The organism is Caulobacter sp. 602-2 (assembly GCF_011043625.1).
Classification (GTDB): domain Bacteria; phylum Pseudomonadota; class Alphaproteobacteria; order Caulobacterales; family Caulobacteraceae; genus Caulobacter.
In genome coordinates this window covers 478,349-504,934 of sequence record NZ_JAAKGT010000002.1, presented here as the reverse complement: position 1 = coordinate 504,934, position 26,586 = coordinate 478,349, and the positions used below count along the sequence as shown (strand labels likewise).

Sequence of the window (26,586 nt, the reverse complement as noted above, 5' to 3'; positions counted from 1 at the left end):
CGCTCGATGGTCGTTCATTCCCGGCGATTGTCGTTGCCGACGGCCTGTTGAAGACGGGCGGGCAGGGTCTTCTTAGTCGTTCCCGACAGTCGGGGATCGCCATGGGCCAGCCCGACAGCCAAGACCGTCCCCGCAGCGAGGCTCCGCGCGGCCTTTGGGCCGCTGCTGCTGGCCAAGCTCTAGGATCGGGCGTAGGCGGCCGAGTAGCGCCAGGGCGGGGCGGCTGATCCTTTGGGGATCAGCTGCTCTCTCGTTGTCCGGCGCGCCCTCCGAATTGCGGGAAATGATCGCTTTTGTGTTTGAGTGGACGGTCTTCCGGCGACCCCCTGGCTTTGAGTGGAAGTAGTGGGACGGTTGATGGTTGCGGCCTCAACGTGGTGGCCGCGCTCAGCAGCGGACAAGGCAACCCGACAAAGCGTGATCGTCAATGAGGGGCTGTTTCCCTTTGTCGATGTTACCGGGATGTGGGTGAACCCGCCCGAGCGGCGGCGTACCTCCAGCCTCAAGCCCTGGAACCGGGGGAACTCCGCCGCTACCGACAACTGGCGCGAGCTAGCTGCTCGGTGCGACCAACGCAAACGTCCGCAAGCCACCCTTAGCAGACCCATCCATCGGCTGTTCGCGGCAATGGCCGAGCTGGTCGCCGGTCGTGGCGACAGCTGTTCGCTCCGCCGGCTGTCTGCAATCCTCGAAAGAGGGGGTCGGCCTCTGCGACTGGCATGATCCGCTGCCCAAGATGGGCGTCGTTGGTCGGTTGCGGCCAAACCGCGCCTTGCTGCAGCGCAGGCGCCGTAAGCGAAATTCGACGTCGGGCCGAGGCTTCGACCGTCCCGGCATGAACAGCGCCGGGCGGCGGAGCTAGGTCAATGACGCCCACCAAACTCCTCATCGGCCAGATCGCGATCGTCTTCGTGATCGTGATCGCGGGGGTGTGGTCGGCCACCCAATGGGCCGCCCAGATGCTCGGCTACCAGGCCGCACTCGGTCCGCCCTGGACGGAGGTTTTAGGGCTGCCGCTCTATCGCCCCTGGCAGCTCTTCGACTGGTGGTTCCACTACGAGGCCTATGCGCCGCAGGTCTTCGACAAGGCGGGCATGCTGGCCGGCGCCAGCGGCTTTCTGGGCTGCGCCGCCGCAGTCGTTGGTTCGCTGTGGCGCGCCCGCCAGAGCGGCCACGTCACCACCTTCGGATCCTCGCGCTGGGCGCGCCTGCCCGAAGTCGAACGGGCTGGCCTCTTCAAGCCGGCGGGCGTGTTTCTCGGCCGGCTGCAGGGGCGCTACCTGCGTCACGACGGTCCCGAACACGTCATGGCGTTTGCACCCACGCGGTCGGGCAAGGGCGTGGGCCTGGTCGTGCCCACCCTGCTGTCGTGGGCTGGCAGTTGCGTCGTCCATGACATCAAGGGCGAGAACTGGACGCTGACCGCCGGCTGGCGCGCCCGCTTCTCCCACTGCCTGCTGTTCAATCCGACCGACGCCCGCTCAGCCCGCTACAATCCGCTGCTCGAAGTCCGCAAGGGGCCCGACGAAGTCCGCGATGTGCAGAACATCGCCGACATTCTGGTCGATCCGGAAGGGGCGCTGGAGCGTCGCTCGCATTGGGAAAAGACTAGCCACAGCCTGCTGGTCGGGGCGATCCTCCACGTCCTCTACGCCGAGGAGGAAAAGACCCTCGCCCGGGTCGCCACCTTCCTGTCCGATCCGCAGCGCTCGTTCGCCCACACCCTGCGGCGGATGATGGCCACCAACCATCTGGGCACGGCCGAGGCGCCGGTGGTCCACCCAGTCGTCGCCAGCGCTGCGCGCGAAGTGCTTAACAAGTCGGAGAACGAACGCAGCGGCGTCCTGTCGACCGCCATGTCGTTCCTGGGCCTCTACCGGGACCCGACCGTCGCCGAGACAACTTCGGCCTGCGACTGGCGCATCGCCGACCTTGTCGACGCGCCGTCGCCGGTCACCCTCTACCTGGTCATCCCGCCTTCCGACATCTCCCGCACCAAGCCGCTGGTTCGCCTGGTCCTCAATCAGATCGGCCGGCGCCTGACCGAGCGGCTGGAAGGCGATCCGGCCAAGAGCCGCAAGCATCAGCTCTTGATGATGCTCGACGAGTTCCCCGCCCTGGGGCGTCTGGACTTCTTCGAGACCGCCCTTGCCTTCATGGCCGGCTATGGCATCCGCGCCTACCTGATCGCCCAGAGCCTCAACCAGATCTCCAAGGCTTATGGCGAGAACAACGCCATCCTGGACAACTGCCACGTCCGGATCGCCTTTTCGTCCAACGACGAGCGCACCGCCAAACGGATCTCCGACGCCCTGGGCACGGCGACCGAACTGCGCGCCCAGCGCAACTACGCCGGCCACCGCCTGGCGCCCTGGCTCAGCCACGTCATGGTCAGCCGCCAGGAGACGGCTCGTCCGCTGCTGACGCCCGGCGAGGTCATGCAGTTACCGCCGGACGACGCCCTGGTCCTGGTGTCGGGCCTGGCGCCGATCCGCGGCAAGAAGCTGCGCTACTACAAGGATCGCAACTTCACCGGCCGGGTCGTCCCTCCACCTAAGCTTGTCGGCGGGCCCTACGGCGATCGCCCGCCGCCGCGCGGCGACGACTGGACGGGACTAGTGCGCGAGCCGCATGCCGGCTTGGCCGCCGCCTTCTCCGACGGCGCCGACTTCGAGGACGAAGGCGGCCTGCAGCAGCGCCATCCGGGCCTCGCCGAGGAGGCCGAGTTTCGCCCATCCGTCGAGGACGAGGATTGGGGGCTCGGTCTCGACGACGAAGGCGACGCCGGCGCCGACAAGCGCGCCCTCGATCAGGCCGCCTCACGTCAGGCCGTGGTTCGGGCGCACGCCCTCAACGAGGTGGAGGATCGCGGCGGCGACGACCTCCTGCCGGCCTTCTGAGGCCGCGCCATGAAGACCCGCCACCAAATCTGGCTCGATCCTGCGCTTGGCGCCGAGCTCGACCGCCTCGGCGCCAAGCCTGGCGCGACCAAGTCCGTGATCGTCGCCGACGCCTTACGCACCTTCTTCGAGCGCCGGGCCGGCAGCGCCGTCGACGACATGCTGCGCTTGCGCCTGGACCGCATGACCAGGGTTATTGGCCGGCTCGAGCGCGACCAGCAGGTGCTGCTGGAGAGCCTTGCGCTGTTCGTCCGCTACCAGCTGACCGTCACTGCGCCCCTGCCCGAAGCCGACAAGGCGGCGCAGGCGATCGGCCGCGAGCGGTTCCAGCGCTTCGTCGACCAGGTCGGTCGCCAGCTCGCCGCCGGCCGCTCGGCCTTCCCGGCGGCGGTGGAGGGCGAGCCATGAGCCTGGCGCGCGCCGAAACCCTCGATCGCCGCAGCGCCATGCTGCGCACCGCCATGGGCGAGGCCATAGCCCAGGCCCTAGCCGATCCGGCGGTGGTCGAGGTGATGGTCAACCCCGACGGCAGGCTGTGGATCGACCGTCTGGGGGAGGGGCGCTGCGACACCGGTCGGACGCTCAGCGCCAGCGACGTCGAACGCATCATCCGACTGGTCGCCAGCCACGTCCGGACCGAGGTCCACGCCGAGGCTCCGATCGTCAGCGGCGAGCTCCCCGCCCGTGGCGAGGCCCTGGTGGGCGAGCGGTTCGAAGGCGTCTTGCCGCCGGTGGCGCCGGCCCCGTGCTTTTCGATTCGCAAGCCCGCCATTCGCATCCACAGCCTGGCCGACTATGTCGAGGGTGGGGTGATGGCGCCGGTCCAGGCTGAGCTCTTGCGCGCGGCTGTGGGCGAGCGGGCCAACATCCTGATCGCCGGGGCCACCTCCTCGGGCAAGACCACCCTGGCCAATGCGCTGCTTGCGGAGGTCGCACGCCAGGACGAGCGGGTCGTCATCTTGCAGGACACGCTCGAACTGCAGTGCGCGGCCAAGGACTGTGTCCTGCTGCGGACACGGCCTGGCCTCGTCAGCCTCACCGACCTGGTCCGCTCGACATTGCGCCTTCGGCCGGACCGCATCGTGGTCGGCGAGGTTCGTGGCGGCGAAGCGCTCGACCTCCTGAAGGCCTGGAACACCGGACACCCGGGCGGACTTGCGACCGTCCACGCCAACTCGGCGCGGGCGGCCCTCTATCGGCTGGAACAGCTGGTCCAGGAGGTCGTCGCGGTCGCGCCGCGGCGTCTGATCGCCGAGGCTGTCGACCTCGTCGTCTTCCTCCGCGGGCGCGGGTCCAGTCGCTGCGTCGAGACCGTGGTCCGGGTCAGCGGTCTCGACGCCACCGGCGACTACCTGCTCGCCGACCTCGACCCACCGCAACTGAAAGTTCTCAGAGGAGACAGCTGATGTCGCTGTTCATGACGGCGCGCGTCCGCGCGCCAATCCCCCTCAATCAAGCCGTGCTCGCCCTGGCCTTCGGAGCGGCTTTCGCGCCGATCGCCGCCCAGGCCGCCGGCTCGGGCATGCCCTGGGAAGAGCCGCTGCAGCAGGTCTTGGAGTCGGTCGAAGGGCCGGTCGCCAAGATCGTGGCGGTGCTGGTGATCATCACCACTGGCCTGGCCCTGGCCTTCGGCGAAACCTCCGGCGGCTTTCGCAAGCTGATCCAGATCGTCTTCGGCCTGTCGATCGCCTTCGCCGCCTCCAGCTTCTTCCTCAGCTTCTTCTCGTTCGGCGGCGGAGCGCTGGTGGCATGAGCGGCCCGGCCAGAACGCCAGGGACGGTTGAGGGCTTCGAGGCGCCGCTGCATCGCAGCCTGACGACACCGATCCTGCTGGCCGGCGCGCCACGCGGGATCGCCATTCTCAACGGCACCCTGACCGCCGCTCTGGGGCTTGGTCTCCAGCAATGGGTCGCGGGCCTGGCGTTCTGGCTGATCGGTCACAGCTTGGCGGTGTTCGCCGCCAAGCGCGATCCGGACTTCGCGGCGGTGCTGATGCGCCACCTGCGCCAGAGGGGGTGGCTGGCATGCTGAACCTGCGCCAGTATCGCCAGACCGCCGACCGTTTGGCCGACCACGTCCCATGGGCCGCCTTGGTGGCGACGGGCGTGGTGCTCAACAAGGACGGCGGCTTCCAGCGCACGGCCAGAATCCGCGGCCCGGATCTGGAAAGCGCCACGCAGGCCGAACTGGTCGGCTTCTGCGCGCGCGCCAACAACGCCCTTCGTCGGCTCGGCTCGGGCTGGGCCCTGTTCTTCGACTGCGAGCGGGCGCCGGCGCTCGACTATCCCTTCAGCGCCTTTCCCGATCCGGCCTCCTGGCTGGTCGACGAGGAGCGGCGCGCGGCCTTCGATGGCCGGCGCGGCGATCACTTTGAGAGCGGTTGCCACCTGACGCTCTACTACCTTCCGCCGGCCGATCAGGTGCGACGCGCGGAGGACGCCCTGATCGAGCGCGCCGACGCGGTCACGGGTCGGGACTGGCGTCAGGAACTGGGCGCCTTTATCGGGGCCAGCGACCGGATCTTCGACCTGTTGGCCGGCGTCATGCCTGAGGTTCGGCCGCTCGGCGACGCCGAGACCCTGACCTTCCTGCACGGGACGATTTCGTCTCGCCGCCATCCCGTGGCCGTTCCCGAAACGCCAATGTACTTGGACGGGGTCCTGGTCGATACGCCGCTGAGCGGCGGCATCGAGCCGAGGCTGGGCGACCGGCATTTGCGGACCCTCACGGTGCTTGGCTTCCCCAACACCACGCGCCCCGGTCTGCTGGACGCGCTGAACCATCTTGCGTTCGGCTATCGCTGGGCGACCCGGTTCATCGCCCTGGACAAAGCCGATGCAACCAAGGTCCTGACCCGGATCCGTCGCCAGTGGTTCAACAAGCGAAAGTCCGTCGTTCAAATCCTGCGCGAGGTGCTCAGCAACGAGCCCGTGCCGCTGACCGACAGCGACGCCGACAACAAGCTCGCCGATGCGGACATGGCGCTCCAGGAGCTGGGCGCCGACCTCGTCGCCTATGGCTACCTGACGACCACGATCACCATCGCCGACGCCGACAAGGGCGCGGCCGAGGACAAGATCCGCGTCATAGAGCGGGTGCTCGGCGGACTGGGCTTCTCCACCATCCGCGAGCAAGCCAACGCCGTGGAAGCCTGGCTCGGCTCACTGCCGGGACAGGTCTACGCCAATGTCCGACAGCCCATCGTCCATACCCTCAACCTCGCCCACCTGACGCCGCTGTCGTCGGTCTGGGCCGGGCCGGAAGCCAATACGCACCTCGCCGGTCCGCCGACGTTCCTCGCCGAATCCAGCGGCGCCACGCCATTCCGTTTCTCCACCCATGTGGACGATGTCGGACACACGATGATCGTGGGGCCGACCGGAGCCGGCAAGTCGGTGTTGCTGGGCTTGTTGGCCCTGCAGTTCCGTCGCTACCGGGGCGCCCAAGTCTACATTTTCGACAAGCGCCTGTCGGCCAGGGCGATCGTCTTGGCCATGGAAGGACGCCACTTCCCGCTGGCGGCGGGCGAGGGGCTGGCCTTCCAGCCTCTCCGTCACATCGACCACCCGGCCGAGCGGACCTGGGCGATCGAGTGGCTCGCCGATCTCATGGCTCAGGAGGGCGTGGGCGTCTCATCCGAAGCCAAGGAGGCCTTGTGGTCGGCCCTCGGAAGCCTTGCGGCCGCGCCGCCGCAGGAGCGCACCCTGACGGGCCTGTCGATGCTGCTGCAATCGCGCACGCTGAAGACGGCGCTGGCGCCCTACACGCTCGACGGACCATTCGGCCGTCTGCTCGACGCCGCCGAGGACGAGCTGTCGCTCGCTGACGTCCTGTGCTTCGAAACCAACGATCTCGTTGCTACGCCGTCGGCCGTCGGCCCGGTCCTCACCTATCTGTTCCATCGGCTGGAGGCCCGATTCAACGGCCGTCCCACCCTCGTCATCCTCGACGAGGCCTGGACCTTCCTCGACAATCCAGTGTTCGCCGCACGCATCCGCGAGTGGTTGAAGGAACTGCGCAAACGCAACGTCGGCGTGGTCTTCGCAACGCAATCTCTGGCCGACATCGCCGATAGCGTCATCGCGCCCGTTCTGATCGAAAGCTGCCCTCAGCGGATCTTCCTGGCCAACGACCGGGCTATCGAGCCCTTGTCGCGCCAAGCCTACGAGGGGTTCGGGCTCAATGATCGCCAGATCGAGCTGATCGCGCGGGCCACGCCCAAGCGCGACTACTATCTGCAATCGCGGCAGGGCAATCGCCTGTTCCAGCTCGCCATGGGACCTGTCGCCCTGGCGATCTGCGGAGCGTCCGATCCAGCGGCCCAGAACCTGATCGATCGCCTGCTGGGCGCGGCCTCGACACTGCCCTTCGCCGCCCGGCTGCTCGACGCGCGCGGCCTACCGTGGGCGGCCGATCTCGCCGTCGATTATTCGCACCAAGAAGGAGACGCCTCATGACCGGACCCCGTCTGGCCACCTGCTTGTCCGCAGCATTGATCGCGGGGACCTGGCCGCCCGCGCCGGCACCGGCCGCCGCGCAGCTGGCGGTGTTCGACCCGCAAAACTACGCCCAGAACCTCCTGTCGGCGGCGCGGGCCCTGCAGCAGGTCAACAATCAGCTCACCGCCCTGCAGAACCAAGCGCAGATGCTGCAGAACCAGGCCCGGCAGCTCAAGAGCCTGGACTACTCCTCGCTCAGCCAGATCAGCTCCGCCCTGACCAAGATCGACCAGCTGATGGCCAAGGCCGAGGGGGTGGCGTTCAGCGTGTCGTCCACCCAAGCGACGCTCGACAAGCTGTTCCCCGCCAGCCTCGACGGCTCAGCCTCCACCGGTCAGCTCGTCGCTCTGGCCAAGGATCAGGCCAAGGCGGCGATGTCCGCCTACCGCCAGGCCCTGCAGGTTCAGTCGCAGGTCGTCGAGAACGTCCAGGGCGACGCCGCCCTGATCAACCAACTGGTCGGGCAGAGCCAGGGCGCCACCGGTGGGCTTCAAGCCCAGCAGGCGGCCAACCAATTGCAGGCCCTGGCCATCAAGCAGGATCAGCAGCTGCAGACCCTGATCGCCGCCCAAGGCCGCGCCGACGCGCTCGAGCGGGCGCGCCAGGCCCAGGTGCTCGAGGCCGGCAAGCTCGCCGCCCGCCGCTTCATCGGCGACGGGCAGGCCTATACGCCGAACTAGCGCGGGGGCCTCGCCGTGGACATCGCGCCGGACCTCAACGTGATCGACCGCCTGCTGGCGGCCTACAGCACCTACATCGACAGCGGGTTTGGACTGGTGCGGCCGTCGGTCGGGGCGTTGTCCAACATCCTCATCGCTCTGGACGTTACGCTGGCGGCGATCTGGTGGCTGAACGAGGGCGACAGCAATGTCCTGGGGAGGCTCATCAAGAAGGTCGTCTACATCGGCACCTTCGCCTTCATTCTCATCAACTTTCAGACGCTCAGCGACGTCGTGTTCAGGTCGTTCGCGTCATTAGGGATTACGGCCGGTGGCGGCGGGGTGTCATCGGCGGACCTGCTGCGGCCAGGCCGCATCGCCGGTGTCGGCTTCTCGGCCGCCCACCCCCTCCTGGAAAAGGCCAATGAGCTGACGGGCTTTCCCGAGATGTTCGTCCACGCTCCGACGATCGCGCTGCTGCTTCTGTCCTGGTTGTTGATCGTGCTGGCCTTCTTCGTGATGTCGATCCAGCTCTTGGTGACCATCCTGGAGTTCAAGCTGACAAGCCTGGCCGGCTTCACGCTCGTCCCCTTTGCCTTCTGGAGTAAGTCCAGCTTTCTGGCCGAACGCGTGCTCGGCAACGTCGTGGCCAGCGGCGTCAAGGTGATGGTGCTGGCCATCATCGTGGGCATCGGCGCGGGCTTCTTCGACCAGTTCGTCGGCCTGCTCGGCGAGAACCCTTCGCTGTCTGACGGCATGACCTTGGTCTTGGCGGCGCTGACCCTGACCGCCATGTCGATCTTCGGGCCTAGCATCGCGTCGGGCCTGGTCTCCGGCGCACCCCAACTGGGCGCGGGGGCGGCCGTCGGCACTGCTGCGGGCGCCGCCATGCTGGTCGGCGGAGGCGCGGCGCTCGGTGCGCGAGCCTTGGCCGGCGCCGCCGCTGGCGGGATGGCCGCGATGCGCGCCGGAACCGCCCTGGGAGCCGCAGCCTCATCCTCCTACCAGCTGGCGCAAGCGACCAGTGGCGCGACCGGCGCTGCCGGCATGCGCGCTGGCTTGTCGGGCGTCGCCCAGGCGGCCGGGGGCGCTGCGTCCAACACCGTCTCCGACCTCGCCGACCGCGCCAGGCGCTCTCTCGGCGAAAGCGCCGCCAAGGGACGCCGCGCCGCATGGCGCGCGACAGGCGGCACGAGCCCCGTCTCCGGTGGCGGGCCGGACCCGGCCCCTGCCGCCTCTGGCGCTGCATCGGATGCGACCCCGCCAGCCTGGGCCCAGCGCATGCGACCCCGCTCGTCTAGCGACATGGGCCGCCACGCAGTCGTCCAGACCATCAAGGAAGGCGACCGCCAGGGCGGCGCCGCCAATCCCGACATTTCCAGCAAGGAGCCTTAAGCCATGCGGTTCTCTCGATCGCCGCAGCGTTACGGACTGACGCCCGCGCCGGAGACGCCTTACCAGCGCGCCGGTCAGCTCTGGGACGCTCGGATGGGGTCCGCCCTGGCACAGGCCTATAGCTGGCGCCTGGCTTTCTTCGGGTGTTTGGCGGTGCTCGGAGGTTCGGTCGCCGGCAACGTCTGGCAGTCGATGCAGAGCCGGGTCACGCCCTATGTCGTCGAGGTTGATCGCCTGGGCGAGGCTCGGAGCATCGGCCCCGCCGAACAGGATTGGCAACCTGGCGACGGCGTTCTGGCGCAAACGTTGGAGCGGTTCATCGTCGATGTCCGCTCTCTGGCCGCGGATCCCGTCGTCGTTCGTGATCGCTGGCTCGACGCCTACGACATGGTCACCGGACAGGGCCGGGTCTTCCTAGATCCCTATGCAAGAACGGCCAGCGCTGCGGCCACGGCCGGGGAGCGGACCATCTCCGTTCAGCCGATCAGCACGGTCCGTGCTTCGGAGCACTCGTTCCGGGTGGATTGGGAGGAGCAGGTCTTCGAGCGCGGGAGCCTGGCGGACACCCAGCGGTGGACGGCTACGCTCACCCTTCGTCGGATCAAGCCGAAGACCAAGGCCGAGCTAAAGCGCAATCCTCTCGGCTTCTACATCGACAGCATCGCCTGGTCGGAACAGGTCAAGGCGCGGCCGCCCGCGCAACCGGTCGTCGTTCCCCAGGCGCTTCCGTCGCTCGAACCCACCTCCAGCCAAGGAGCCGTCCAGCCATGAACCGTCTTCTGATCCTGTCGGCCGGCGCCGTGCTGAGCGCCTGTTCGCACGCCGACCGCGTTCCGCCGCCGAAGGTCGCTTTCGATCCCGCAGAGTTCCAGGAGGCGAAGGTGATCCCCGAGCCGCCGGCGCCGGTCGTGGTGGTCGAAACGCCCAAGCCTTTGCCGCTGCCCGGACAGCTTCTGCCGGCGCCGAGCGTGCGGCTCGAGGTGGCTTCGCCGGCGGCTCGGGTGTCGGCCGCCAACAAGGCCGCGATCCGAGAACCGACCTCCGCGGGATACGTCAATGCCGTGCAGGTCTATCCCTGGAGCGAGGGCGCGCTTTATCGGCTGTATGCGGCTCCCCAGCACGTCACCGATATCGCGCTCGAGGCTGGGGAACAGCTCGTCGCGGTCTCCTCGGGAGATACCGTCCGCTGGACGATCGGCGACACCACCAGCGGCGCGGGGGAAGGGCGCCGTGTCCATGTGCTGGTCAAACCATTCGCTTCCGGCCTTTCCACGAACATGGTCATCGCCACCGACCGCCGAGCCTACCACCTGGCGCTCGTCAGCACCGACGCGACCGCGATGGCCGCCCTGTCCTGGACCTATCCCCAGGACCAGCTGGTGTCTCTCCGGCGGCAGGCGGCGGAATCCGCCGTCGCCCAGGCGAGCGGGCCGGTCGCCGTCGACCAACTGCGCTTTCGCTACGCCATAGCTGGCGACTCGCCAGCCTGGCGCCCGATCCGTGTGTTCGACGACTCCCGCAAGGTCTACATCGAGTTTCCCGCCCGGTTGGACCAGGGCGAGGCGCCGCCTCTTTTCGTGGTCGGCCCGCTAGGTGAACACCAACTCGTCAACTACCGCGTCCAAGGCAACCGCTACATCGTGGATCGGCTGTTTGCGGCCGCCGAGCTCCGCATGGGCGACAAGCCCCAGCAGGTAGTGCGGATCGTCCGAACTGACACCGAAGGCGGGGGGGCGAGGCGATGAGCGCCAACGTCGCCGATCCGGCGCCCGACCCTCCTGTCGAGAAGGCGTCGGCGGAAGCCCTGGCGCTCCGGGCGCGCCCCCGAGCCATCGCCCGCTTCCGCCGTCCGGTGCTGATCGGCGCCGCCGCGCTCGGCGCGCTCGGATTGGCGGGCTTCGCCTGGCTGGCCCTGAGTCCTCGGGTCTCTGGGTCACTGCCGCAAGAGGCGCCCTCCATCCCCGGGGCGCGAGGAGGGGGTGAGGCCCTCGCCGCACTGCCTAAGGACTACAGCCAAGTAAAGCCGCCCGTGCTTGGGCCGCCGCTGCCCGGGGATCTTGGGCGGGCGATCCTGGACAACCAGCGGCGAGGAGGTCCTTCGGTAGCTAGTGCCGGCGAGCCTCCAGATCCGACGGCCAAAGTGGAGAGCGATCGCATCGCCGCCCAGATGCGCCAGGCGCGCGAGTCCTCGGTGATGGTTCAAACCACCGGACGCTCCGCCGAGCCCACCATCGACATATCCGAGCCACCGGCGATCGCCTCGGCTGTGGCGCTGCCGGCGCAAGTCCTCACGTCGAATGGCGATCAGGATGCGAAGCGCTCGTTTCTGACGGCGCCACCAGCCGGAGTCGTCGACAATTCCACCCGGCTGACATTGCCCGCGTCGCCCTATCAGGTCCTCTTCGGGACGGTGATATCGGCGGCGCTGCTCACCGGCTTGGATTCCGATTTGCCGGGCTTTGTGACCGCGCAGGTTACCGAGAATGTCTACGACACGGTGTCGGGTCGTTTCCTGCTCATTCCGCAAGGCTCGCGGCTGCTGGGCGCCTACGACAGCAAGGTCGCGTTCGGACAGACGCGCGCGCTCGTTGTCTGGCAGCGTCTGACCCTTCCGGACGGCTCCTCGATCCAGCTCGACAACCTGACGGCTACCGATCCGGCCGGCTATGCCGGACTACAGGGACAGGTCGACAACCACACCTGGGCGATGCTGCAGAGCGTGGCCATGTCGACGCTGATGGGCGTTGGGGCGGAACTGGCGCTGGACGATGATAGCGAACTCGTCCGTGCGGTGCGGCAGTCCACGCAGCAGAGCGCCTCACAAGCCGGGCAGCAGATCGTCGACAAGCAGATGGACGTTCAGCCGACCCTGCGCGTGGCGCCAGGTTCGCCCCTTCGGATCATCGTTCACAAGGACCTGACGCTGCGCCCCTGGCGCAAGCCTTGAAAGGAGACCTTCCATGGCGGAGCTCAAACTCGGGAAGTTGCCCAATCGCAGCCGGGCCAAAATCACGCTCGACCTGTCGCCCGAGCTCGATGACCAGCTACGGCTCTATGCTGGTCTTCATAGCCAGGAGCACGGCGAGCAGGTCTCCGCGGCCGACCTCGCGCCCTACATGCTGGCCGAGTTTCTCGCGGGCGATCGCGAGTTTCAAAAGGCCCTACGGTCGAAGTCGGCGGGAGGGTAAGCGATGGCCGTCATAGGTCGCTTTCGCCCCAGTAGGTCAGGTGGGTGGGAGGGGGAAATAAGGAGCCTCCTCCTGACCATACCGCTGTGCTTAAAGCCCAACGACGACAGAAGAAGTTCAAAGGCGCCCGCCTTTCGCGTGATGCGCGGGTGGGCCCAAGTGGGGGATGCGTGGGAAGCCCGTACCCGCACCGTGCCGCCGCGTCCGATGCTTCGCGTCGTCTTCGATGATCCCTCGTTGCCGGCGAAGGTCGAAGCAGCGCTGTTGCCCGACGCCAGCGGAGAACGCGCGATCCTGCTTTGGAGGCGGGGCTTGCGCACGGATGGGCGCACAGCCACCTGTGCCGCGGCACCGGCTTCTGGGCCTGAAGGCCGGCTGTCTTCGGATCAAGATGTAGCGACAGCCACCGATGAGGCAGTGGGCGAACACCTGCTAGTTCTCGATGAGGCGCAGCCATGTCCGAACAAAAATTCCTGACGACCGAGGAGGTCGCAGATCGGTATCGGGGGCAAATCTCAGTCGGTACGCTGGAAAACTGGCGGACCTGGCGGATTGGCCCGCCATTCTTGAAGGTGGGCAAAGCCGTCCTCTACCCGGTTGACGAGCTCGAGGCTTGGGATCGGCGCAATCTCGTCTCGTGCGACGACGCAAAGGTAGTGGGGCGCCGACGTGTGTCCGATCGGGATACCAAGCCGAGGGCACATAGCTGACTCGTCGCTGACGTTGGGAAGGTCCGCTTCCTGGCGGCTGCGAAGCCGTGGGCGACGTCGGTCCGGTATGGTCATCATCGAAGCTGCGGGCGCAGCCCCCGCGCCTGCCGAGGGGGACCTTTTCCTGCTGGCCACGTTGTTATGCCTGGACGGCGAATTCGAGGTGGTCAGCGTGACAGTCCACGAGGGCGCGTGGCGCGCAAGCTGTCTGGCTCGCGAACGCGACAAGCGCGTTTTTTGAACCTCTGAACTCTTTGCCCGAAAGGCCGCGCCCATGTGCGACAACATCGATTTCAGCGGCGCAGGCGATCGGGCGAGGATCAAGCCCAATGAGCCGATGGAGGTCCGCTACTGGACTGAGCGGTTCAACGTCACCGAGGAGGGCCTACTGAAGGCTATCCAGCTAGTTGGTGCCGACGCCGAAGCCGTGCAGGCTCACCTCAAATCAAGTTCGGCGGGCGGCGGATGACGAGAGGCTGAGCGGGACAAGGCCGCCGAGGCGTTCGCCGAACTGTATGCGCCGCGGCTCGCGGGCGGGGCCGTTGATGGTTGGCCTCGCGGGGCAGTTAAGCTCGTTGGCCTTGTCGCGAGAAGTTCTACGGCTGGCGGCAATATTGCGGGCTCGGGAGATAATCGCGGACCTTTAATCGCAAAATCCGAGAGATGATGGGGCCGAAGCCACATCCAAGCGTTGTCAAACCAGTTCCCTAAAATGATCGGCTCACCTGTGCTCACCGACCCGGCTCTCGCGGCCCTGATTATCGAGAATGCACGGGACTTCGCTATCCTTACGCTGACTCCCGATGGGATGATCACCAGTTGGAGTCCGGGAGCCGAGCGAATAACTGGCTACACGCCCCGTGCGGCGATCGGTCAAAGCGTCGATATTCTCCTGACGGCGCCGGATCTTGCGGCGGGCGCCGGCGCGCTCGAGATCAGCACGGCCTTTAACCGTGGCCGCGCCGAGGACAGCCGCTGGCATGTCCGGCGGGATAAGGAATGGTTCTGGGCAAACGGGGTCATGGTGCCGTTCCAGCATGCGGGAGAGTGCGCGCTGCTGAAGATCATGCGTGACGAGACGCCCGCCAAGCTGGCCGCCGAGCATCGCATTCTCCTTCTCAACGAGCTCAACCATCGGATCAAGAATACTCTTGCGACCGTCCAGTCGGTGACTGAGCAAACCCTGCGCGCCGGCGGCGTCGCGGCAAGCACGCGGCAGAGCCTGACTGGACGGCTGATGGCGCTCTCCAAAGTTCACGACGTACTGACCCAGGAGAGCTGGGCTAGCGCGGATCTTGCCGAGGTGGTCGGCAAGGCTGTTGCGCCGTTTCAGGTCGCTGAGCCTGTTATCGGGATTTCCGGTCCACCTGTCCGGTTGAGCCCCAACCTCGCGGTCGCGATCTCGCTCGCGCTGCATGAACTGGCCACCAACGCCAACAAGTTCGGAGCGCTAAACCGCCCCGGCGGCCGGGTTGAGGTCAGCTGGACCGACGCTCACGATGGCGTAGGGCAGCGCTTCCTAAACTTTCTTTGGCGGGAATCTGGGGGGCCGCCAGTGAGCCCTCCTGAACGGCGCGGATTTGGGGCTCGACTTCTGTCGCGGGTCTTCGCCGACGCCCGCGGCGAGGCTCGGCTGGATTTTGCCGCGTCGGGCGTATGCTGCGTGATAACTCTCCCGCTTTCAGAAGATGGCGAGACGCCGATACTGAAAGTTGCGCAAGATCCTCGCGGCTTGGCTTTCTAGAAAGCTGAGATCATGCGGCGAAAGCCAGGCCCGAGAAGGGCGCGCCCCTACGGCGAAACGGTAGCGCATGTTTTTGAGCACGGCCGCAGGCAGGATGGTGCTTCACGGCCGGTTGGAGCGTCCAGTCCTCGGAACTGTCCCACCGACCGCAACTGGCGTGAGATGGCATGGAAGTTGCCATCGCTCACTGGCCAAGCGGATGACTTCAAGACATTGGCTCACCTCTTGGTGAGAACGGTTAGGTCGCCGGCTGTAAGGGCAAGATCAGAGTTGCACCTCACAGCAACGCAGCGGAAGTCGACGGCGCGATGACTTAGCACATGTAGCTGGCGCGCTACCTTGCAAAGCTCTTCCGTTTTAGATCGCGAAACCATTCTCGCCGGAGATCCGGATTTGGCAGGCATGGCCTTCCTCAATTCGCTTTCTGGCCCGACGCATGGCCGAAGCCTTGGCGATATCCTTGTCGGGCGAGGCGCCAAAGAAGAGACCTGCCTCTTCCGCCGCCCATAGGCCGTCGTTGCGGCAGACCGTGATGACAATGCGATCGATCGGGGGCTGTTTCATGGGTGTCCTGTTGTCGGGGCCGATAGTGGCTGGCGACCGCACTAGGCATCGCGATGCCGGGAAGGGCGCGAGGCGTTGAACGCTTCGTCGGAAAAACGACGCCCAAGCTCGTCGGTCAGACCGCCAACTTGCGACGTCAGGTCGTTCAACTGGCGCTGAAGTTCATCGCAGCGCTGGCGAAGCTGGTCGCATTCGTCGCGAAGGCGCAGCAGGTCCTCGCTCATGCATCACCTCGCCAAGCGGTTGCGGCTTCAGTCCGGACCGTTCCGGTCCTGGTGCTTGCCAAGGTAGTTCAGGCCGTCGTTAGTCGGGCGCCAGCCACCACGGCCATGGTGCGCAAGGCCGAGCACGGCCAGCTCTTGGACGTGCCGGATATTGACCGCATCGAGCGCTCCGGTGCGCAGGCGACGCTCCAACTGGCGAAGCGCGCGGTAGGCACCTAGCGACAGCTGGCTGGGCCCAGTGTCGCACGCGGCGTCCGGCACAAGGCTCAGCACCTGTGAGGTTGCGGTGAGGTCTACGGGTTCGGGCATCTGCGACTCCTGGTGTCGCAGCTCAGCGACGCTGTTGATGGCCGGGGCGCCGTGATGGGCTGCGGCTGGCCCGCAAACGCGCGATCATGGCGCGGCGCAGATCCCGCCCTCGGGCGGCCATCGGCCGGGCATCAGATGGCGCAGCGAAGGCGTCGATCAGGGTCTCGTGGACCAGGAACCGAGCCGCGTTGGGATCGGGCAGAAATCGATCAGCCAGGCGCTGAAGGTCATGAGACAGCATCATGACTTGGAGATTGCGCTGATGGTGAGACAGCATCTGGATGTTTCCTTCCCTTGAAGAGGTGAAACCGAATGACGCGTCCCTGTTATCGAAGGATTTACCAGCGATCCCGTTTAATTTTCGGCGATGTTATGGCGCGGCGGAAAAATCATCGCCGCACCTTATATTTTCGTATCATACAATTATATTGAAGGAATTGCCAGGATCGACCGGATCCTTTCCTCTATTTATTTTCATTGAACTCGCGCTGGCATCGCGTGAGCGGCGGCGTTGCCGCCTGAAGGGCGTGCATGCGTTTCCAGGTCGAAGCCTCCCTCACCTACGATTTTGCAGCGCCATGCGAAGTTCTTCTGCTGGTCGAAGCCGCGCACGGGCGGGACCAGCGGGTGACGTCGGATGCGCTCACCTTCTGGCCGCCCGCACCGGCCCGCCGTATCGATGACCCGTCGACAGGCGAGCGCCGTACGGTGTTCGCAGCTTCGGGCAGGATCAACGCGCTCTATCGCGCCACGGTCGAGACGGCGGCGTCCGATCATGGGCTGGCTGGCGCGGAGGAAACGGCGATCGCAGACCTGCCGAGTGAAGTGCTGCCTTACCTTCGGGCCAGCCGTTACAGCCCCTCGGATCGACTGATGCGCTTCGTCGAGCGGGAGGTCGGCGGTTTGCGCGGCGGGGAAAAGGTCGCCGCGATCCTGGCCTGGATCGCCGAGCATGTGGACTATCGCGCCGGGGTCAGTCACGCCGCGACGACAGCGGTCGACACTCTCGTCGACCGCGCCGGCGTTTGCCGAGACTTCAGCCATTTGGCGATCGCGCTCTGTCGGGCGGGCAATATCCCGGCTCGAGCTGTCAGCGGGTACGCGTGGAGGCTGGAGCCGCCCGATCTCCATGCCGTGGCCGAGATCTATCTCGGTGGCCGCTGGCGATTGGTCGACCCCTCCGGCCTTGCTCCGCTCGAGGGTCTTGTTCGGGTCGCGACAGGCCGTGACGCTGCGGACATCGCGTTCATGACGATCTTCGGTGCCGCGACGCTCGTCGAGCAGCACTTCAGCATCGACAGGGTCGGCGGGTGAGGTCGTGACTGCGCGCAGAAGCCACCGGGGCCTGCCCGATACGCTCGGGCCATTCCACTATCAGTTTCGGCCCGGTCAGGCTGGGCGCTTTGGCACAGTCCTGATCCGAGCGCCCGCCGGGGCGCCGCTGCCGGCGTGCGGCGATGCGATCACCCTGACGACCCGCGACTGTTACGACGCCGAGTTCGAGGTGACGCAGGTCGATCAAGATGGCGAGGGGTGGCGGATCGGATGTGAGCGCAGACCACGATAGAAGTTCGCGAACCACACGATTTTGGCGGGCTAGGCCTGAAAGCGTTTATGGCCTCCATCTCAGCAGCCGCCAATTGGAAGGGCCGTTAAAGGTCGATCTCGCCCGTACGCATGGCGGGCTAAAAGTCGTGTTCTTGGAGAGGTGCCAACGTCGGCAACTGGCGCGGAGCGGCAAATCACTGCCGGTCCATCTAAAAGGGCAATCGGTTGATGTCTGCTGTCGAGGCGCATCCTGTGTTTAGTGTGCGTGTCCGACTGGCCGTGTATGTGTGTTCCTTTGGTCGAAAATGGCGCTGAAAAGGGATGCTCCAAAATCAGCTCCAATTAACGGCTCCAGTGAACAGCGCGCTCAGAGAAAATTTATTTAAAACAATGGGATGAAGTGGATGGTGGACTGATGCACAACCATCCCAGCGGCGATCCGACCCCCTCGCGTCCCGACATCGAGATGACCAAGCAGATCATCACCGCCGGCAAGGCGCTGAGCATCGTCGTCCACGATCACCTGGTGGTCGGCCGCGACGGCGTGGCCAGCTTCAAGGCGCTGGGGCTGATCTGACGCTCATTCGCGAAAAGTGGGCGCGAGAAAATCTAATGTCCTTGACGCAGGACGCGGCTCCTCCGAGCTTGGCCGGATCAGCTGTTCCGGAGTGTTCCATGCGTCGCCTGCTGTCAGTCCTCCTCGGCTCGGCCGCCCTCATGGGCGCCGCCGCCCACGCCGCCGAGGCGCCGGTCTCCAAGGCGGATAAGGCGCTGCACGAGCGCATCCTGACGCTGGACACCCACCTCGACACGCCCGAGCACTTCGCCCGGCCCGGCTGGAGCATGGTCGACCGTCACAGCGTGCCGCAGGACTTCAGCCAGGTTGATCTGCCGCGCATGAACGACGGCGGCCTCGATGGCGGGTTCTTCGTGATCTACACCGGCCAGGGCGACCTGACCGCCGAGGGCTATCGCTGGGCCCGCGACTTCGCCCTGACCCGCGCGACCGAGATCCGCGAGATGGTCGCCGCGCACGGCGACAAGTTCGAGCTGGCCTATACGCCGGAAGACGCGATCCGTATCAGCAAGGCGGGCAAGAAGTTCGCCTTCCAGAGCATCGAAAACAGCTGGCCGATGGGGGAGGACCTCACCCTGCTGGAGACCTTCTATGGCGCGGGCGTGCGGATGGCGGGCCCGGTGCACTTCCGCAACAACCAGTTCGCCGACAGCTCGACCGACCCCAAGGGCAAGATCTGGAACGGCTTCTCGCCGCTGGGCCTGCGCTGGCTGGCCGAGGCCAACCGCCTGGGCATACTGATCGACGTCAGCCACGCCTCGGACGATGTCGTGGACCAGGCCGTGGCCCTGTCGAAGGTTCCGGTCATCGCCTCGCACTCGGGCGCCCGGGCGGTGTTCGACCATCCGCGCAATCTCGACGACGCGCATATCCGCAAGATCGCCGAGAGCGGCGGGGCGATCTGCATCAACTCGGTCTATCTGCGCGCCTCGACCAACAGCCCCGAGCGCAAGGCGGCGCTGGACGCCCTGGGCAAGCCGCCTCGCGACGAGGCCACCCAGGCGCAGGTCGTGGCCTATGCGAAGAAGCGAGCCGAGGTCGACGCCAAGTTCCCGCCGGTCCGCGCCAACTTCGACACCTTCATGGACAGCATGAACCACGTGCTGAAGATCGGCGGCGCCAAGGCTGTCTGCGTCGGCGCCGACTGGGACGGCGGCGGCGGCGTCGAGGGCCTGGAGGACGTGGCCGACCTGCCCAAGATCACCGCTCGCCTGAAGGCCGCCGGCTATTCCGACGCCGACATCGAGGCGATCTGGAGCGGCAACGTGCTGCGCCTGCTGGGCCAGGCCCAGGCCTATGCCAAGGGCGCGGCCAAGTAACCTCCCGCCTACCAGGATCCTCCCCCTCTGGGGGAGGTGGCCCGAAGGGCCGGAGGGGGGATGTTTTCAGCTTGCGCTGATCTGGCCGAATTCGCGGTCACTCCCCCCACCGATCGCTTCGCGATCGCCTCCCCCCAAAGGGGGAGGTTCCTATCTGGTCGCAAGCTTCCGCCATGCCCGCCAGCCCAGCAGCGCCGCCAGGATCGCGGCGTACACCAGCGGCGGGCGGTGGTCGGCCTTCACCAGCAGGTAGTAGTGGGCCACGCCCAGCGGCACGATGACGTAGATCAGCCAGTGCAGCCGGCTCCAGGCCGCCCGGCCCATGCGGATGACCCAGCCGTTGGTCGAGGTGACCGCCAGCGGGACCAGCATCACGAAAGCCGCCATGCCCAAGGTGATGAAGGGCCGCTTGAGGATGTCCTTCACCAGCTGGCCGAAGTCGAAATAGAGGTCGACGCCGATGTAGCTGAAGAGGTGCAGCGTCACATAGGCGAAGGCGAACAGGCCGATGGTCCGCCGAAAGCGCACCAGGCGGGGCTTCTTCAGGATCACGGCGGCCGGCGTGACGGCGAGGCCGACCAGCAGCAGGCGCAGGCCCCAGACGCCCAGCTGGCGCACCAGGGTCTCGATCGGATTGACCCCCAGGTCGCCGGTGAACGCCCGGAAGGCCAGCCACGCCAGCGGCGCGGCGCAGGCCAGCCAGACGGCGGCGTAGACGAGGTTGTCGCGGGCGGACCCCCTCCGGCGCTTCGCGCCACCTCCCCCAGAGGGGGAGGATCTGGTCGGCGCGTTAGATGCTCCCCCCCTGGGGGAGCTGTCGCGGAGCGACTGAGGGGGCCTGTTCATCAGTAGAACTTCTTCAGATCCATGCCGCGGTACAGATCCGCCACCCACTCGCCGTAGCCGTTGAAGGCCAGGGTGTCGCGCCGCCGGAACTCGCCGATGCGGCGTTCGGTGGCCTGCGACCAGCGGGGGTGGTCCACGGCCGGATTGACGTTGGAATAGAAGCCGTACTCGCGCGGCGCCGACAGGTTCCAGGCCGTCGGCGGCTGGCGCTCGACAAGGCTGATCCGGATGATCGACTTGATGCTCTTGAAGCCGTACTTCCACGGCACGACCAGACGCAGCGGCGCGCCGTTCTGGTTGGGCAGCGTCTCGCCATAGAGGCCGACGGCGATCAGCGTCAGCGGGTGGACGGCCTCGTCGATGCGCAGGCCCTCGCGATAGGGCCACTGCAGCACGTCCCACTTCTGGCCGGTCATCTCGGACGGCCGCATCAGGGTTTCGAAGGCGACGAACTTGGCCTTGGACGTGGGTTTGACCGCCGCGATCAGGTCCTTCAGCGGAAAGCCCACCCACGGGATCACCATCGACCAGCCCTCGACGCAGCGCAGGCGGTAGATGCGCTCCTCCAGCTTGTTGGCCTTGATCAGGGCGTCGATGTCGAAGGTCTTGGGGGCCTCGCAGGCGCCGTCGACGCGGACGGTCCAGGGGCGGGTCTTCAGGCGTCCGGCGTTCTCGGCCGGGTCGCCCTTGTCGACGCCGAATTCGTAGAAGTTGTTGTAGCTGGTGACGTCGTCCTTGGGCGTCGGCTTCTCGGTGGTCGAGAAGCCCTTGCTGAACGCCAGCGGCGCGGCGCTCGCCATGCCGCCCAGGCCCGCGAGACCAAGGCCCGCGACGCCGGTGATGAACTCGCGCCGGCGCAGATAGAGCCCCCGGTCGGTGACGTCGTTGTCGGTCAGGTCGGGGCGGTGGCGGATCAGCACGGGCGTGTCTCCGGTTTCAGTGTCGAAGATACGGAGCCCGAGGCGATTTGGTTATGGCTGGGCGTCGTTTTTTCCGCGCGGGCGTTCGGGACGCTCCTCGCGGGGCCTCTGGCGCGGGGCGTAGACCCGGCGCAGGCCCTCGGCCAGCACCTTGCGCTCTTCGGGCGGCAGGCCCTCGGCGAAGGCCGCGAGGCGGCCGTCGACCTTGGCCCGCACGCCGCTTTCCAGGGTCCGCGCGGCGGCCATGCGGCGCTCGGCCTCGGCGCGGTCGAAGCGGCCGTCGCGCATGGCGTCGACCACGGCCCGGCGTTCGGCCCGGGCGGCCTGGGCGTCCGCGCGGTTCTCGAGGGCGGCCTCGCGCAGGGTGCGGCGCAGGGCGCGGCGCTGCTGGGGCGGCAGGTCGCGGCCGGCGGTCCACAGCGGCGGGCGCTGGGCCAGGGCGGCGGCGATCGGGGCCTCGCGGCGGGCTTCCTGACGCATCCAGGCCGCGCCGGCGATGCCGCCGATCAGGAAGAGGTTCAGCGCGCCGGACACCACCAGGGCGACGATCAGGGAACGGTTGGCGCTCATAGGTCGGTCGCCTCGTCCTGGAGCTCGGGCAGGGCTTCGGCCGCGTTGTCGGGCTCGGGCTGGTCGTAGGCGGCGGCCAGGATGGCGTCGGCGCGGCGATCCAGCCGCTCGCCCGCGCCCGAGGCGACGCCGACGGCGACCCCGGCTGCGGTGGCGACGGCCAGGCCCAGGCCCGCGGCCAGCCCCGCCCACCAGGCGCCGGCCGAGCGGCGCGGCTTGGGCGCGGCCTCCAGCAGCCGGCCCAGCAGGGCGGCGTCGGCGGCCTGGGCCGGAACCAGGTCGAGCAGGCGATCGAGGTCGGCCTCGGCGGCCAGCAGCGCGCCCAGGCCGTGCGGATCGGCGGCCAGGGCCGCGCGGGCGGCCTCGCGCACCTCCTGGGGCCAGCGGCCGATGTCGCCGCCGTGGGCGGCCGCCAGTTCGGCGAAGCGGTCGGGGGTCATGGTCGCGCGCCCTCCTTCATCGTCCCGGTGCTCATCGGACCGCCTCCATCAGGTCGGCCAGGGCCGCGCGCAGCGCGCGCCGTCCACGGCCCAGCAGGCTTTCCAGCGTCTCGACCGACACCTCCAGCAGGGCGGCGGCCTCCTTGTTGCCCAGGCCCTGGTGGTGACACAGCACGATCGCCTCGCGCTGGCGCTCGGGCAGGGCGGCCAGGGCCCGCTCGATGCGGCCGCCGATCTGGACGCCCAGCAGCGCGCCCTCGCCGGTCGGGGCCGCGTCGATCACTTCCGGGGGCTCCGCCATCGCCGTCTCCCGCCGTCGCCGCAGCCGGTCGCGGCACAGGTTCAGCGCCACGCGGTGCAGCCAGGTGTCGAAGCGGGCCTGGCCGGGGCGCCACGAGGGCGCCTGCTTCCAGGCCCGCAGGAAGGTCTCCTGGGCCACGTCCTGGGCCTCGTCCGGGTCGGCCAGAAGCCGCCGGGCCAAGGCCAGGATGCGGGGCAGGCGAGCGTCCAGCAGCCGTCGCACCGCGACCGGGTCGCCCCGTCCCACGCCCTCCAGCAACGCCAGGTCGGGGTCTTCCCCCTCGCTCGCCAAGCCTCACCTCGTCACGCCAAGCCCATGCCGGCCGTCACATCGCGGCCTTGGCCTTGCCGGCCGCGGCCTGTCGTTCGGCCGAGGTGAGCACGCCGTCGCCGTCGGCGTCCATCCGCTTGAAGCGCTTGCCGGCCATGGCCTGCAGTTCGGTTCGCGACAGGAAGCCGTCCTTGTCGGCATCGAGCCGCCCCCACAGGCGTTCGCCCCGACCCGCCTTGGCGCCCTGGGCCTTGGCGGCGTCGGGCTTCTTCTGGCGCATGGCCTCGAACTCGGTCTTGGACAGCTTGCCGTCCTTGTTGGCGTCCAGCTTGGCCAGCATCTGCTCGGCGCGGTCGGCCTGGAACGCGGCGAGGGGCTGGCCGGCCGGCTTGGTCTGGGCCAGGGCCGGGAGGGCGCAGGCGGCGATCGCGGTCGCGGCGACCAGGGTGGTGAACGTCTTCATCGAATGCTCCGGGTGAGGGTATGGCCCGTCCTTCTGGAGCTTCAACGGGGCAGGGCGGGGTTTCCGTCGCGAGGGGCGGCAGGCCCCCTCCGGCCCTTCGGGCCACCTCCCCCAGAGGGGGAGGATCTAAAGCGCCAAGATGCTCCCCCTCTGGGGGAGCTGTCGCGGAGCGACTGAGGGGGTCTACCTCACCACATCCTCGAACGCCTTGCGGGCCTCGGCCTTGGCCTTGACCAGCTTGGCCTTCAGCGAGCGGAACTGCGTCACGTGGCCGGCGCGGGCCAGGAGGGCGCGGAAGGCCTTGGGCTCGCTTTCCGGGTCGTCGCCGTTCTCCAGGGCCACCTTGATCAGCTGCGACAGGTCCTGCTCCAGCCGCCAGGCCGACAGGGCCGCGTTGAGCGAGGCCTTGTCGGCCAGGCCCGCTTCGATCAGCGCCGACAGGGCCTCGCCGGTGTTCTGGGCCAGCGGGCCGCCGTCCGGTCCGTGGGCCAGCTGCAGGAACTGGGCGATGAACTCGATGTCCACGAGGCCGCCGGGCTCCAGCTTCAGGTCCCAGGGGCCCTTGCCTGGCCGTTCGCGCTCCATCAGGTCGCGCATGTCCAGCACGTCGGCGGCGGTCTTGGCCACGTCGCGCGGGCGGCGCAGGGCGGCCTCGATGGCGCCTTCCGCGCGCGCCTTGAAGGCCGGCGAACTGGCCCAGATCACCCGGGCGCGGGTCAGGGCCAGAAGTTCCCAGGTCTCGGACTCGCGCTCGTAATAGTCCTCGAAGGCCGCGAAGCTGACGGCCACCGGCCCCTTGCTGCCCGAGGGCCGCAGTTTCAGGTCCACCTCGTACAGCGTGCCCTCGGCCGTCGGCGCCGACAGGGCCGAGGCCAGGCGCTGGGTGAAGCGGGCGTAGAAGACGTCGGCGCTCCAGCCCTTGATCTCCGAAACGACGTCGCCTTGGGCCGCCGGCGCGTCGGCGGCGTACAGCGTCATCAGGTCGAGGTCGGACTTGGCGGTCATCTCGCGCGAGCCGGCCTTGCCCAGGGCGACCACGGCCACCTGGCCGGGGAAGGCCCCGCCCAGCCGCTCGACCTCGGCCAGGGCGGCGGGCGCCAGGCCGCCGACGATCAGGTCTCCCAGGTCGGCGAAGGCCCGGCCCACGTCGCGGGCGTCGGCCGTGCCGCTCATCACCCGCACCCCGATGCGGAAGGCCTGGTCGCGGAACAGGCGGCGGGCCGCGTCCATGGACGGCTCGAACTCGGACGGATCCCACGGAACTTCCGACGGCATCTCCATCGGCCCGAAGAAGGCCGGGTCGAGCAGGGCGTCCAGCGCCGTCGGCCGGCGGGCCAGGGTGGTCGCCAGGCGCGGGGCGAAGGCCATGACCTGCACCACCAGTTCGAACAGGCGCGGCTGGGCCAGGAACAGCGACTGGATCTGCACGCCCGAGCTCAGCGAGGCGAAGAAGTCGGCGAAACGGTTGAAGGCCGCGTCCGGCGCGCCCGTCGCATTCGCCGCGTCCAGCAGGCGCGGGGCCAGGCGGGTGAAAAGCTCGCGGCCGCGCTCGGTGCGGGTGGCGGCGATGTGGCCGTGATGCCAGCCGCGAATGGTGGCGGCCACGCGCTCGGGGCTCGAAAAGCCCATGCGCTTGAGCGTGGCCAGGGTCTCCGGATCGTCCTCGACGCCGGTGAACACCAGGCTGCCGAAGCGCGAGGACAGCTCCTCCTCGCCCTTGAAGAGGGCGCCGTAGCGCTGGTTGACGCCCTTGAGCATCTTGCCGACGGCGGCGTCGAAGCTGCGCAGGTTTCCCTGGCCCCACAGGGCGGCGACCTTCTTCCGGTCGGCGTCTGACTCCGGCAGCTTGTGGGTCTGGTCGTCGGCGATCATCTGGGCCCGGTGCTCCAGGGCCCGCAGGTCGTGATAGGCGGCGGTCAGGTAGGCGCAGTCTTCCGGGGTCACATGGCCGGCGTCGCGCAGGGCGGAGAGCGCGTCCAGCGTGCGCGGGCTGCGCAGGTCGGGATGGCGGCCGCCCAGGATCAGCTGCTGGGTCTGGACGAAGAACTCGATCTCGCGGATGCCGCCCCGGCCCAGCTTCAGGTCGGCGCCCTTGGCCTCCAGTCGCTCGTCCACCTTGTAGGCGTGGATCTGGCGCTTGATCGAGTGGATGTCGGCGATGGCGGCGAAGTCGAGATTGCGCCGCCAGATGAAGGGCTGCAGCTCGGCCAGGAACGCCTCGCCGCGGGCGATGTCGCCGGCCGCGATGCGGGCCTTGATGTGGGCCGCGCGCTCCCAGTTCTGGCCGACGCTCTCGTAGTAGTCGAGGGCCGCGTCGATGGGCATTGCCGGCGGGGTCGACGACGGATCGGGGCGCAGGCGCAGGTCGATGCGGAAGACGTAGCCGTCGGCGGTGCGCTCGGCCAGCATCCGGCCCAGGTGCTGGGTCAGGCGCACGGCGACCCCTTGCGGCTCGGTTCCTTCCGACACCGGCAGGGTCTCGGGCGCGTAGAAGATCGAGAAGTCGATGTCGCTGGAATAGTTCAGCTCGTAGGCGCCGTGCTTGCCCATGGCGATGCAGAAGAGCCCCGGGATCGGGCCGTCGGCGCCGTCGCCGACATGGGTCAGCGCGCCGCGCGCCACCTCGACCCGGGCGGCCTGGGCGAGCGCCGCATGCAGGCTGGCGTCGGCGAAGCGGGTCAGGGCCCCGGTGACCGCGTCGAGGTCCCACACCCCGCCCAGGTCGGCGAGGGCGGTCAGCAGGTGCAGGTCGGCCTTGAGTTCGCGCAGAGTCTTGCGGGCCGTCTCGAAGTCGGGCTCGGCGGCGACGGCGTGGGCGGCCGCCAGGATCTGGGCCAGGCGCTGTTCGGGATCGCTGTCGAGGATGGTCGGCAGGCGCACGCCGTCGCGCCGGGCCAGGCCCGCCAGATAGGCGCTGGCGGCGAACACCGGCGCCAGGGCCGGCCAGGCCGCGTCGACGACGCTCATCCGCTCGCCGGCCCGCTTGGCGATCATCTCGTGGGCGCGCTCGGCGGCCTTGGGATCGACGACCGGACCGCAGGGCGCGAGGCGAGGGGCGAGCAGAAGAGTCATGGTGCGCACTCTTAAACGACCGGCGGCGTCCGCCAAGCATCGCTTGACGGCTTCATTTACGGGCGTAA

The 26,586-nt window shown here is 68.0% G+C and carries 30 protein-coding genes; 19 read left to right on the top strand and 11 right to left on the bottom strand.

Features of this window, described 5'->3' with window-relative positions:
* Nucleotides 1–866 precede the first annotated feature (866 nt).
* From G5B46_RS06720 to G5B46_RS06640, 16 genes are all read left to right on the top strand, one after another.
* Nucleotides 867–2,900 (top strand): conjugal transfer protein TraG, encoded by a 2,034-nt coding sequence (locus tag G5B46_RS06720; RefSeq protein WP_165257165.1) that lies wholly within the window; start codon nucleotides 867–869, stop codon nucleotides 2,898–2,900.
* A 9-nt stretch (nucleotides 2,901–2,909) separates the two neighbouring features.
* Nucleotides 2,910–3,308, top strand: a complete 399-nt coding sequence (locus tag G5B46_RS06715; RefSeq protein ID WP_165257163.1) for a CopG family transcriptional regulator — start codon at nucleotides 2,910–2,912, stop codon at nucleotides 3,306–3,308.
* Nucleotides 3,305–4,306 (top strand): P-type conjugative transfer ATPase TrbB, encoded by a 1,002-nt coding sequence (gene trbB, locus G5B46_RS06710; RefSeq protein ID WP_165257162.1) that lies wholly within the window; start codon nucleotides 3,305–3,307, stop codon nucleotides 4,304–4,306. The genes G5B46_RS06715 and trbB overlap by 4 nt, the downstream gene beginning before the upstream one ends.
* On the top strand, nucleotides 4,306–4,653 hold the full coding sequence (locus G5B46_RS06705) for a TrbC/VirB2 family protein (RefSeq protein WP_205691510.1): 348 nt from the start codon (nucleotides 4,306–4,308) through the stop codon (nucleotides 4,651–4,653). Before trbB ends, G5B46_RS06705 begins: the two co-directional genes overlap by 1 nt.
* Nucleotides 4,650–4,931: a VirB3 family type IV secretion system protein gene (locus tag G5B46_RS06700; RefSeq protein ID WP_165257160.1), complete on the top strand. Its 282-nt coding sequence runs from the start codon at nucleotides 4,650–4,652 to the stop codon at nucleotides 4,929–4,931. Before G5B46_RS06705 ends, G5B46_RS06700 begins: the two co-directional genes overlap by 4 nt.
* Nucleotides 4,925–7,357, top strand: a complete 2,433-nt coding sequence (trbE, locus tag G5B46_RS06695) for a conjugal transfer protein TrbE (RefSeq protein WP_165257159.1) — start codon at nucleotides 4,925–4,927, stop codon at nucleotides 7,355–7,357. The genes G5B46_RS06700 and trbE overlap by 7 nt, the downstream gene beginning before the upstream one ends.
* Nucleotides 7,354–8,079: a P-type conjugative transfer protein TrbJ gene (gene trbJ, locus G5B46_RS06690; RefSeq protein WP_165257158.1), complete on the top strand. Its 726-nt coding sequence runs from the start codon at nucleotides 7,354–7,356 to the stop codon at nucleotides 8,077–8,079. The genes trbE and trbJ overlap by 4 nt, the downstream gene beginning before the upstream one ends.
* Nucleotides 8,080–8,094: 15 nt before the next feature.
* On the top strand, nucleotides 8,095–9,453 hold the full coding sequence (gene trbL, locus G5B46_RS06685) for a P-type conjugative transfer protein TrbL (RefSeq protein WP_346764881.1): 1,359 nt from the start codon (nucleotides 8,095–8,097) through the stop codon (nucleotides 9,451–9,453).
* 3 nt (nucleotides 9,454–9,456) lie between these two features.
* Nucleotides 9,457–10,224, top strand: a complete 768-nt coding sequence (trbF, locus tag G5B46_RS06680; protein WP_165257157.1) for a conjugal transfer protein TrbF — start codon at nucleotides 9,457–9,459, stop codon at nucleotides 10,222–10,224.
* Nucleotides 10,221–11,198: a P-type conjugative transfer protein TrbG gene (gene trbG, locus G5B46_RS06675; RefSeq protein WP_165257156.1), complete on the top strand. Its 978-nt coding sequence runs from the start codon at nucleotides 10,221–10,223 to the stop codon at nucleotides 11,196–11,198. Before trbF ends, trbG begins: the two co-directional genes overlap by 4 nt.
* Entirely contained in the window at nucleotides 11,195–12,400 is a 1,206-nt protein-coding gene (locus G5B46_RS06670; protein ID WP_165257155.1) for a TrbI/VirB10 family protein, read from the top strand. The genes trbG and G5B46_RS06670 overlap by 4 nt, the downstream gene beginning before the upstream one ends.
* 13 nt (nucleotides 12,401–12,413) lie before the next feature.
* Nucleotides 12,414–12,641, top strand: coding sequence for a DUF2274 domain-containing protein (locus tag G5B46_RS06665; RefSeq protein ID WP_165257154.1), 228 nt, complete (start codon nucleotides 12,414–12,416; stop codon nucleotides 12,639–12,641).
* Between the two features lie 455 nt (nucleotides 12,642–13,096).
* Complete coding sequence (locus G5B46_RS06655) at nucleotides 13,097–13,351, top strand: helix-turn-helix domain-containing protein (protein WP_165257152.1); 255 nt, start codon at nucleotides 13,097–13,099, stop codon at nucleotides 13,349–13,351.
* Nucleotides 13,352–13,418: 67 nt separating this feature from the next.
* A complete protein-coding gene (locus G5B46_RS06650) occupies nucleotides 13,419–13,592 on the top strand; it encodes a hypothetical protein (RefSeq protein WP_165257151.1) in 174 nt (57 codons plus the stop codon).
* A 33-nt stretch (nucleotides 13,593–13,625) separates the two neighbouring features.
* Entirely contained in the window at nucleotides 13,626–13,820 is a 195-nt protein-coding gene (locus tag G5B46_RS06645; protein ID WP_165257149.1) for a DUF3606 domain-containing protein, read from the top strand.
* 258 nt (nucleotides 13,821–14,078) lie between these two features.
* On the top strand, nucleotides 14,079–15,095 hold the full coding sequence (locus tag G5B46_RS06640; RefSeq protein ID WP_165257148.1) for an HWE histidine kinase domain-containing protein: 1,017 nt from the start codon (nucleotides 14,079–14,081) through the stop codon (nucleotides 15,093–15,095).
* A 357-nt stretch (nucleotides 15,096–15,452) separates the two neighbouring features.
* On the opposite strand, the gene G5B46_RS06635 is transcribed toward G5B46_RS06640, so the two are convergent.
* The 4 genes from G5B46_RS06635 to G5B46_RS06620 are packed head-to-tail and all read right to left on the bottom strand — an operon-like array spanning nucleotide 15,453 to nucleotide 16,469.
* Complete coding sequence (locus tag G5B46_RS06635; RefSeq protein ID WP_109101323.1) at nucleotides 15,453–15,659, bottom strand: hypothetical protein; 207 nt, start codon at nucleotides 15,657–15,659, stop codon at nucleotides 15,453–15,455.
* A 41-nt stretch (nucleotides 15,660–15,700) separates the two neighbouring features.
* Entirely contained in the window at nucleotides 15,701–15,883 is a 183-nt protein-coding gene (locus G5B46_RS06630) for a hypothetical protein (RefSeq protein ID WP_109101322.1), read from the bottom strand.
* A 27-nt stretch (nucleotides 15,884–15,910) separates the two neighbouring features.
* A complete protein-coding gene (locus tag G5B46_RS06625; protein ID WP_233247650.1) occupies nucleotides 15,911–16,192 on the bottom strand; it encodes a hypothetical protein in 282 nt (93 codons plus the stop codon).
* Between the two features lie 22 nt (nucleotides 16,193–16,214).
* Nucleotides 16,215–16,469, bottom strand: coding sequence for a hypothetical protein (locus tag G5B46_RS06620; protein ID WP_109101321.1), 255 nt, complete (start codon nucleotides 16,467–16,469; stop codon nucleotides 16,215–16,217).
* A gap of 254 nt (nucleotides 16,470–16,723) precedes the next feature.
* Here G5B46_RS06620 and G5B46_RS06615 point away from each other — a divergent pair, with 254 nt between their 5' ends.
* The 3 genes from G5B46_RS06615 to G5B46_RS06605 all read left to right on the top strand — a co-directional run bounded on the left by G5B46_RS06615 (nucleotide 16,724) and on the right by G5B46_RS06605 (nucleotide 19,636).
* On the top strand, nucleotides 16,724–17,506 hold the full coding sequence (locus G5B46_RS06615) for a transglutaminase family protein (protein WP_165257146.1): 783 nt from the start codon (nucleotides 16,724–16,726) through the stop codon (nucleotides 17,504–17,506).
* Nucleotides 17,507–18,155: 649 nt separating this feature from the next.
* Nucleotides 18,156–18,317: a JAB domain-containing protein gene (locus G5B46_RS06610; protein WP_165257144.1), complete on the top strand. Its 162-nt coding sequence runs from the start codon at nucleotides 18,156–18,158 to the stop codon at nucleotides 18,315–18,317.
* A 98-nt stretch (nucleotides 18,318–18,415) separates the two neighbouring features.
* Nucleotides 18,416–19,636, top strand: coding sequence for a dipeptidase (locus G5B46_RS06605; protein ID WP_165257142.1), 1,221 nt, complete (start codon nucleotides 18,416–18,418; stop codon nucleotides 19,634–19,636).
* A gap of 150 nt (nucleotides 19,637–19,786) precedes the next feature.
* Here G5B46_RS06605 and msrQ read toward each other — a convergent pair whose 3' ends face one another.
* From msrQ to G5B46_RS06570, 7 genes are all read right to left on the bottom strand, one after another.
* Nucleotides 19,787–20,482, bottom strand: a complete 696-nt coding sequence (gene msrQ / locus G5B46_RS06600) for a protein-methionine-sulfoxide reductase heme-binding subunit MsrQ (RefSeq protein ID WP_165257140.1) — start codon at nucleotides 20,480–20,482, stop codon at nucleotides 19,787–19,789.
* Nucleotides 20,482–21,432, bottom strand: a complete 951-nt coding sequence (gene msrP / locus G5B46_RS06595) for a protein-methionine-sulfoxide reductase catalytic subunit MsrP (RefSeq protein WP_165257580.1) — start codon at nucleotides 21,430–21,432, stop codon at nucleotides 20,482–20,484. The genes msrQ and msrP overlap by 1 nt, the downstream gene beginning before the upstream one ends.
* A 21-nt stretch (nucleotides 21,433–21,453) precedes the next feature.
* Entirely contained in the window at nucleotides 21,454–21,972 is a 519-nt protein-coding gene (locus G5B46_RS06590) for a periplasmic heavy metal sensor (protein ID WP_165257139.1), read from the bottom strand.
* Nucleotides 21,969–22,412: a hypothetical protein gene (locus tag G5B46_RS06585; RefSeq protein WP_165257136.1), complete on the bottom strand. Its 444-nt coding sequence runs from the start codon at nucleotides 22,410–22,412 to the stop codon at nucleotides 21,969–21,971. Before G5B46_RS06585 ends, G5B46_RS06590 begins: the two co-directional genes overlap by 4 nt.
* Before the next feature lie 31 nt (nucleotides 22,413–22,443).
* Nucleotides 22,444–23,004 carry an RNA polymerase sigma factor gene (locus tag G5B46_RS06580; RefSeq protein WP_165257134.1) on the bottom strand — a complete coding sequence of 187 codons (561 nt, stop codon included), beginning with the start codon at nucleotides 23,002–23,004 and terminating at the stop codon, nucleotides 22,444–22,446.
* 34 nt (nucleotides 23,005–23,038) lie between these two features.
* Nucleotides 23,039–23,446, bottom strand: coding sequence for an EF-hand domain-containing protein (locus tag G5B46_RS06575; RefSeq protein WP_165257132.1), 408 nt, complete (start codon nucleotides 23,444–23,446; stop codon nucleotides 23,039–23,041).
* 183 nt (nucleotides 23,447–23,629) lie between these two features.
* A complete protein-coding gene (locus G5B46_RS06570; protein WP_240903358.1) occupies nucleotides 23,630–26,518 on the bottom strand; it encodes a bifunctional [glutamine synthetase] adenylyltransferase/[glutamine synthetase]-adenylyl-L-tyrosine phosphorylase in 2,889 nt (962 codons plus the stop codon).
* Nucleotides 26,519–26,586: the final 68 nt, after the last annotated feature.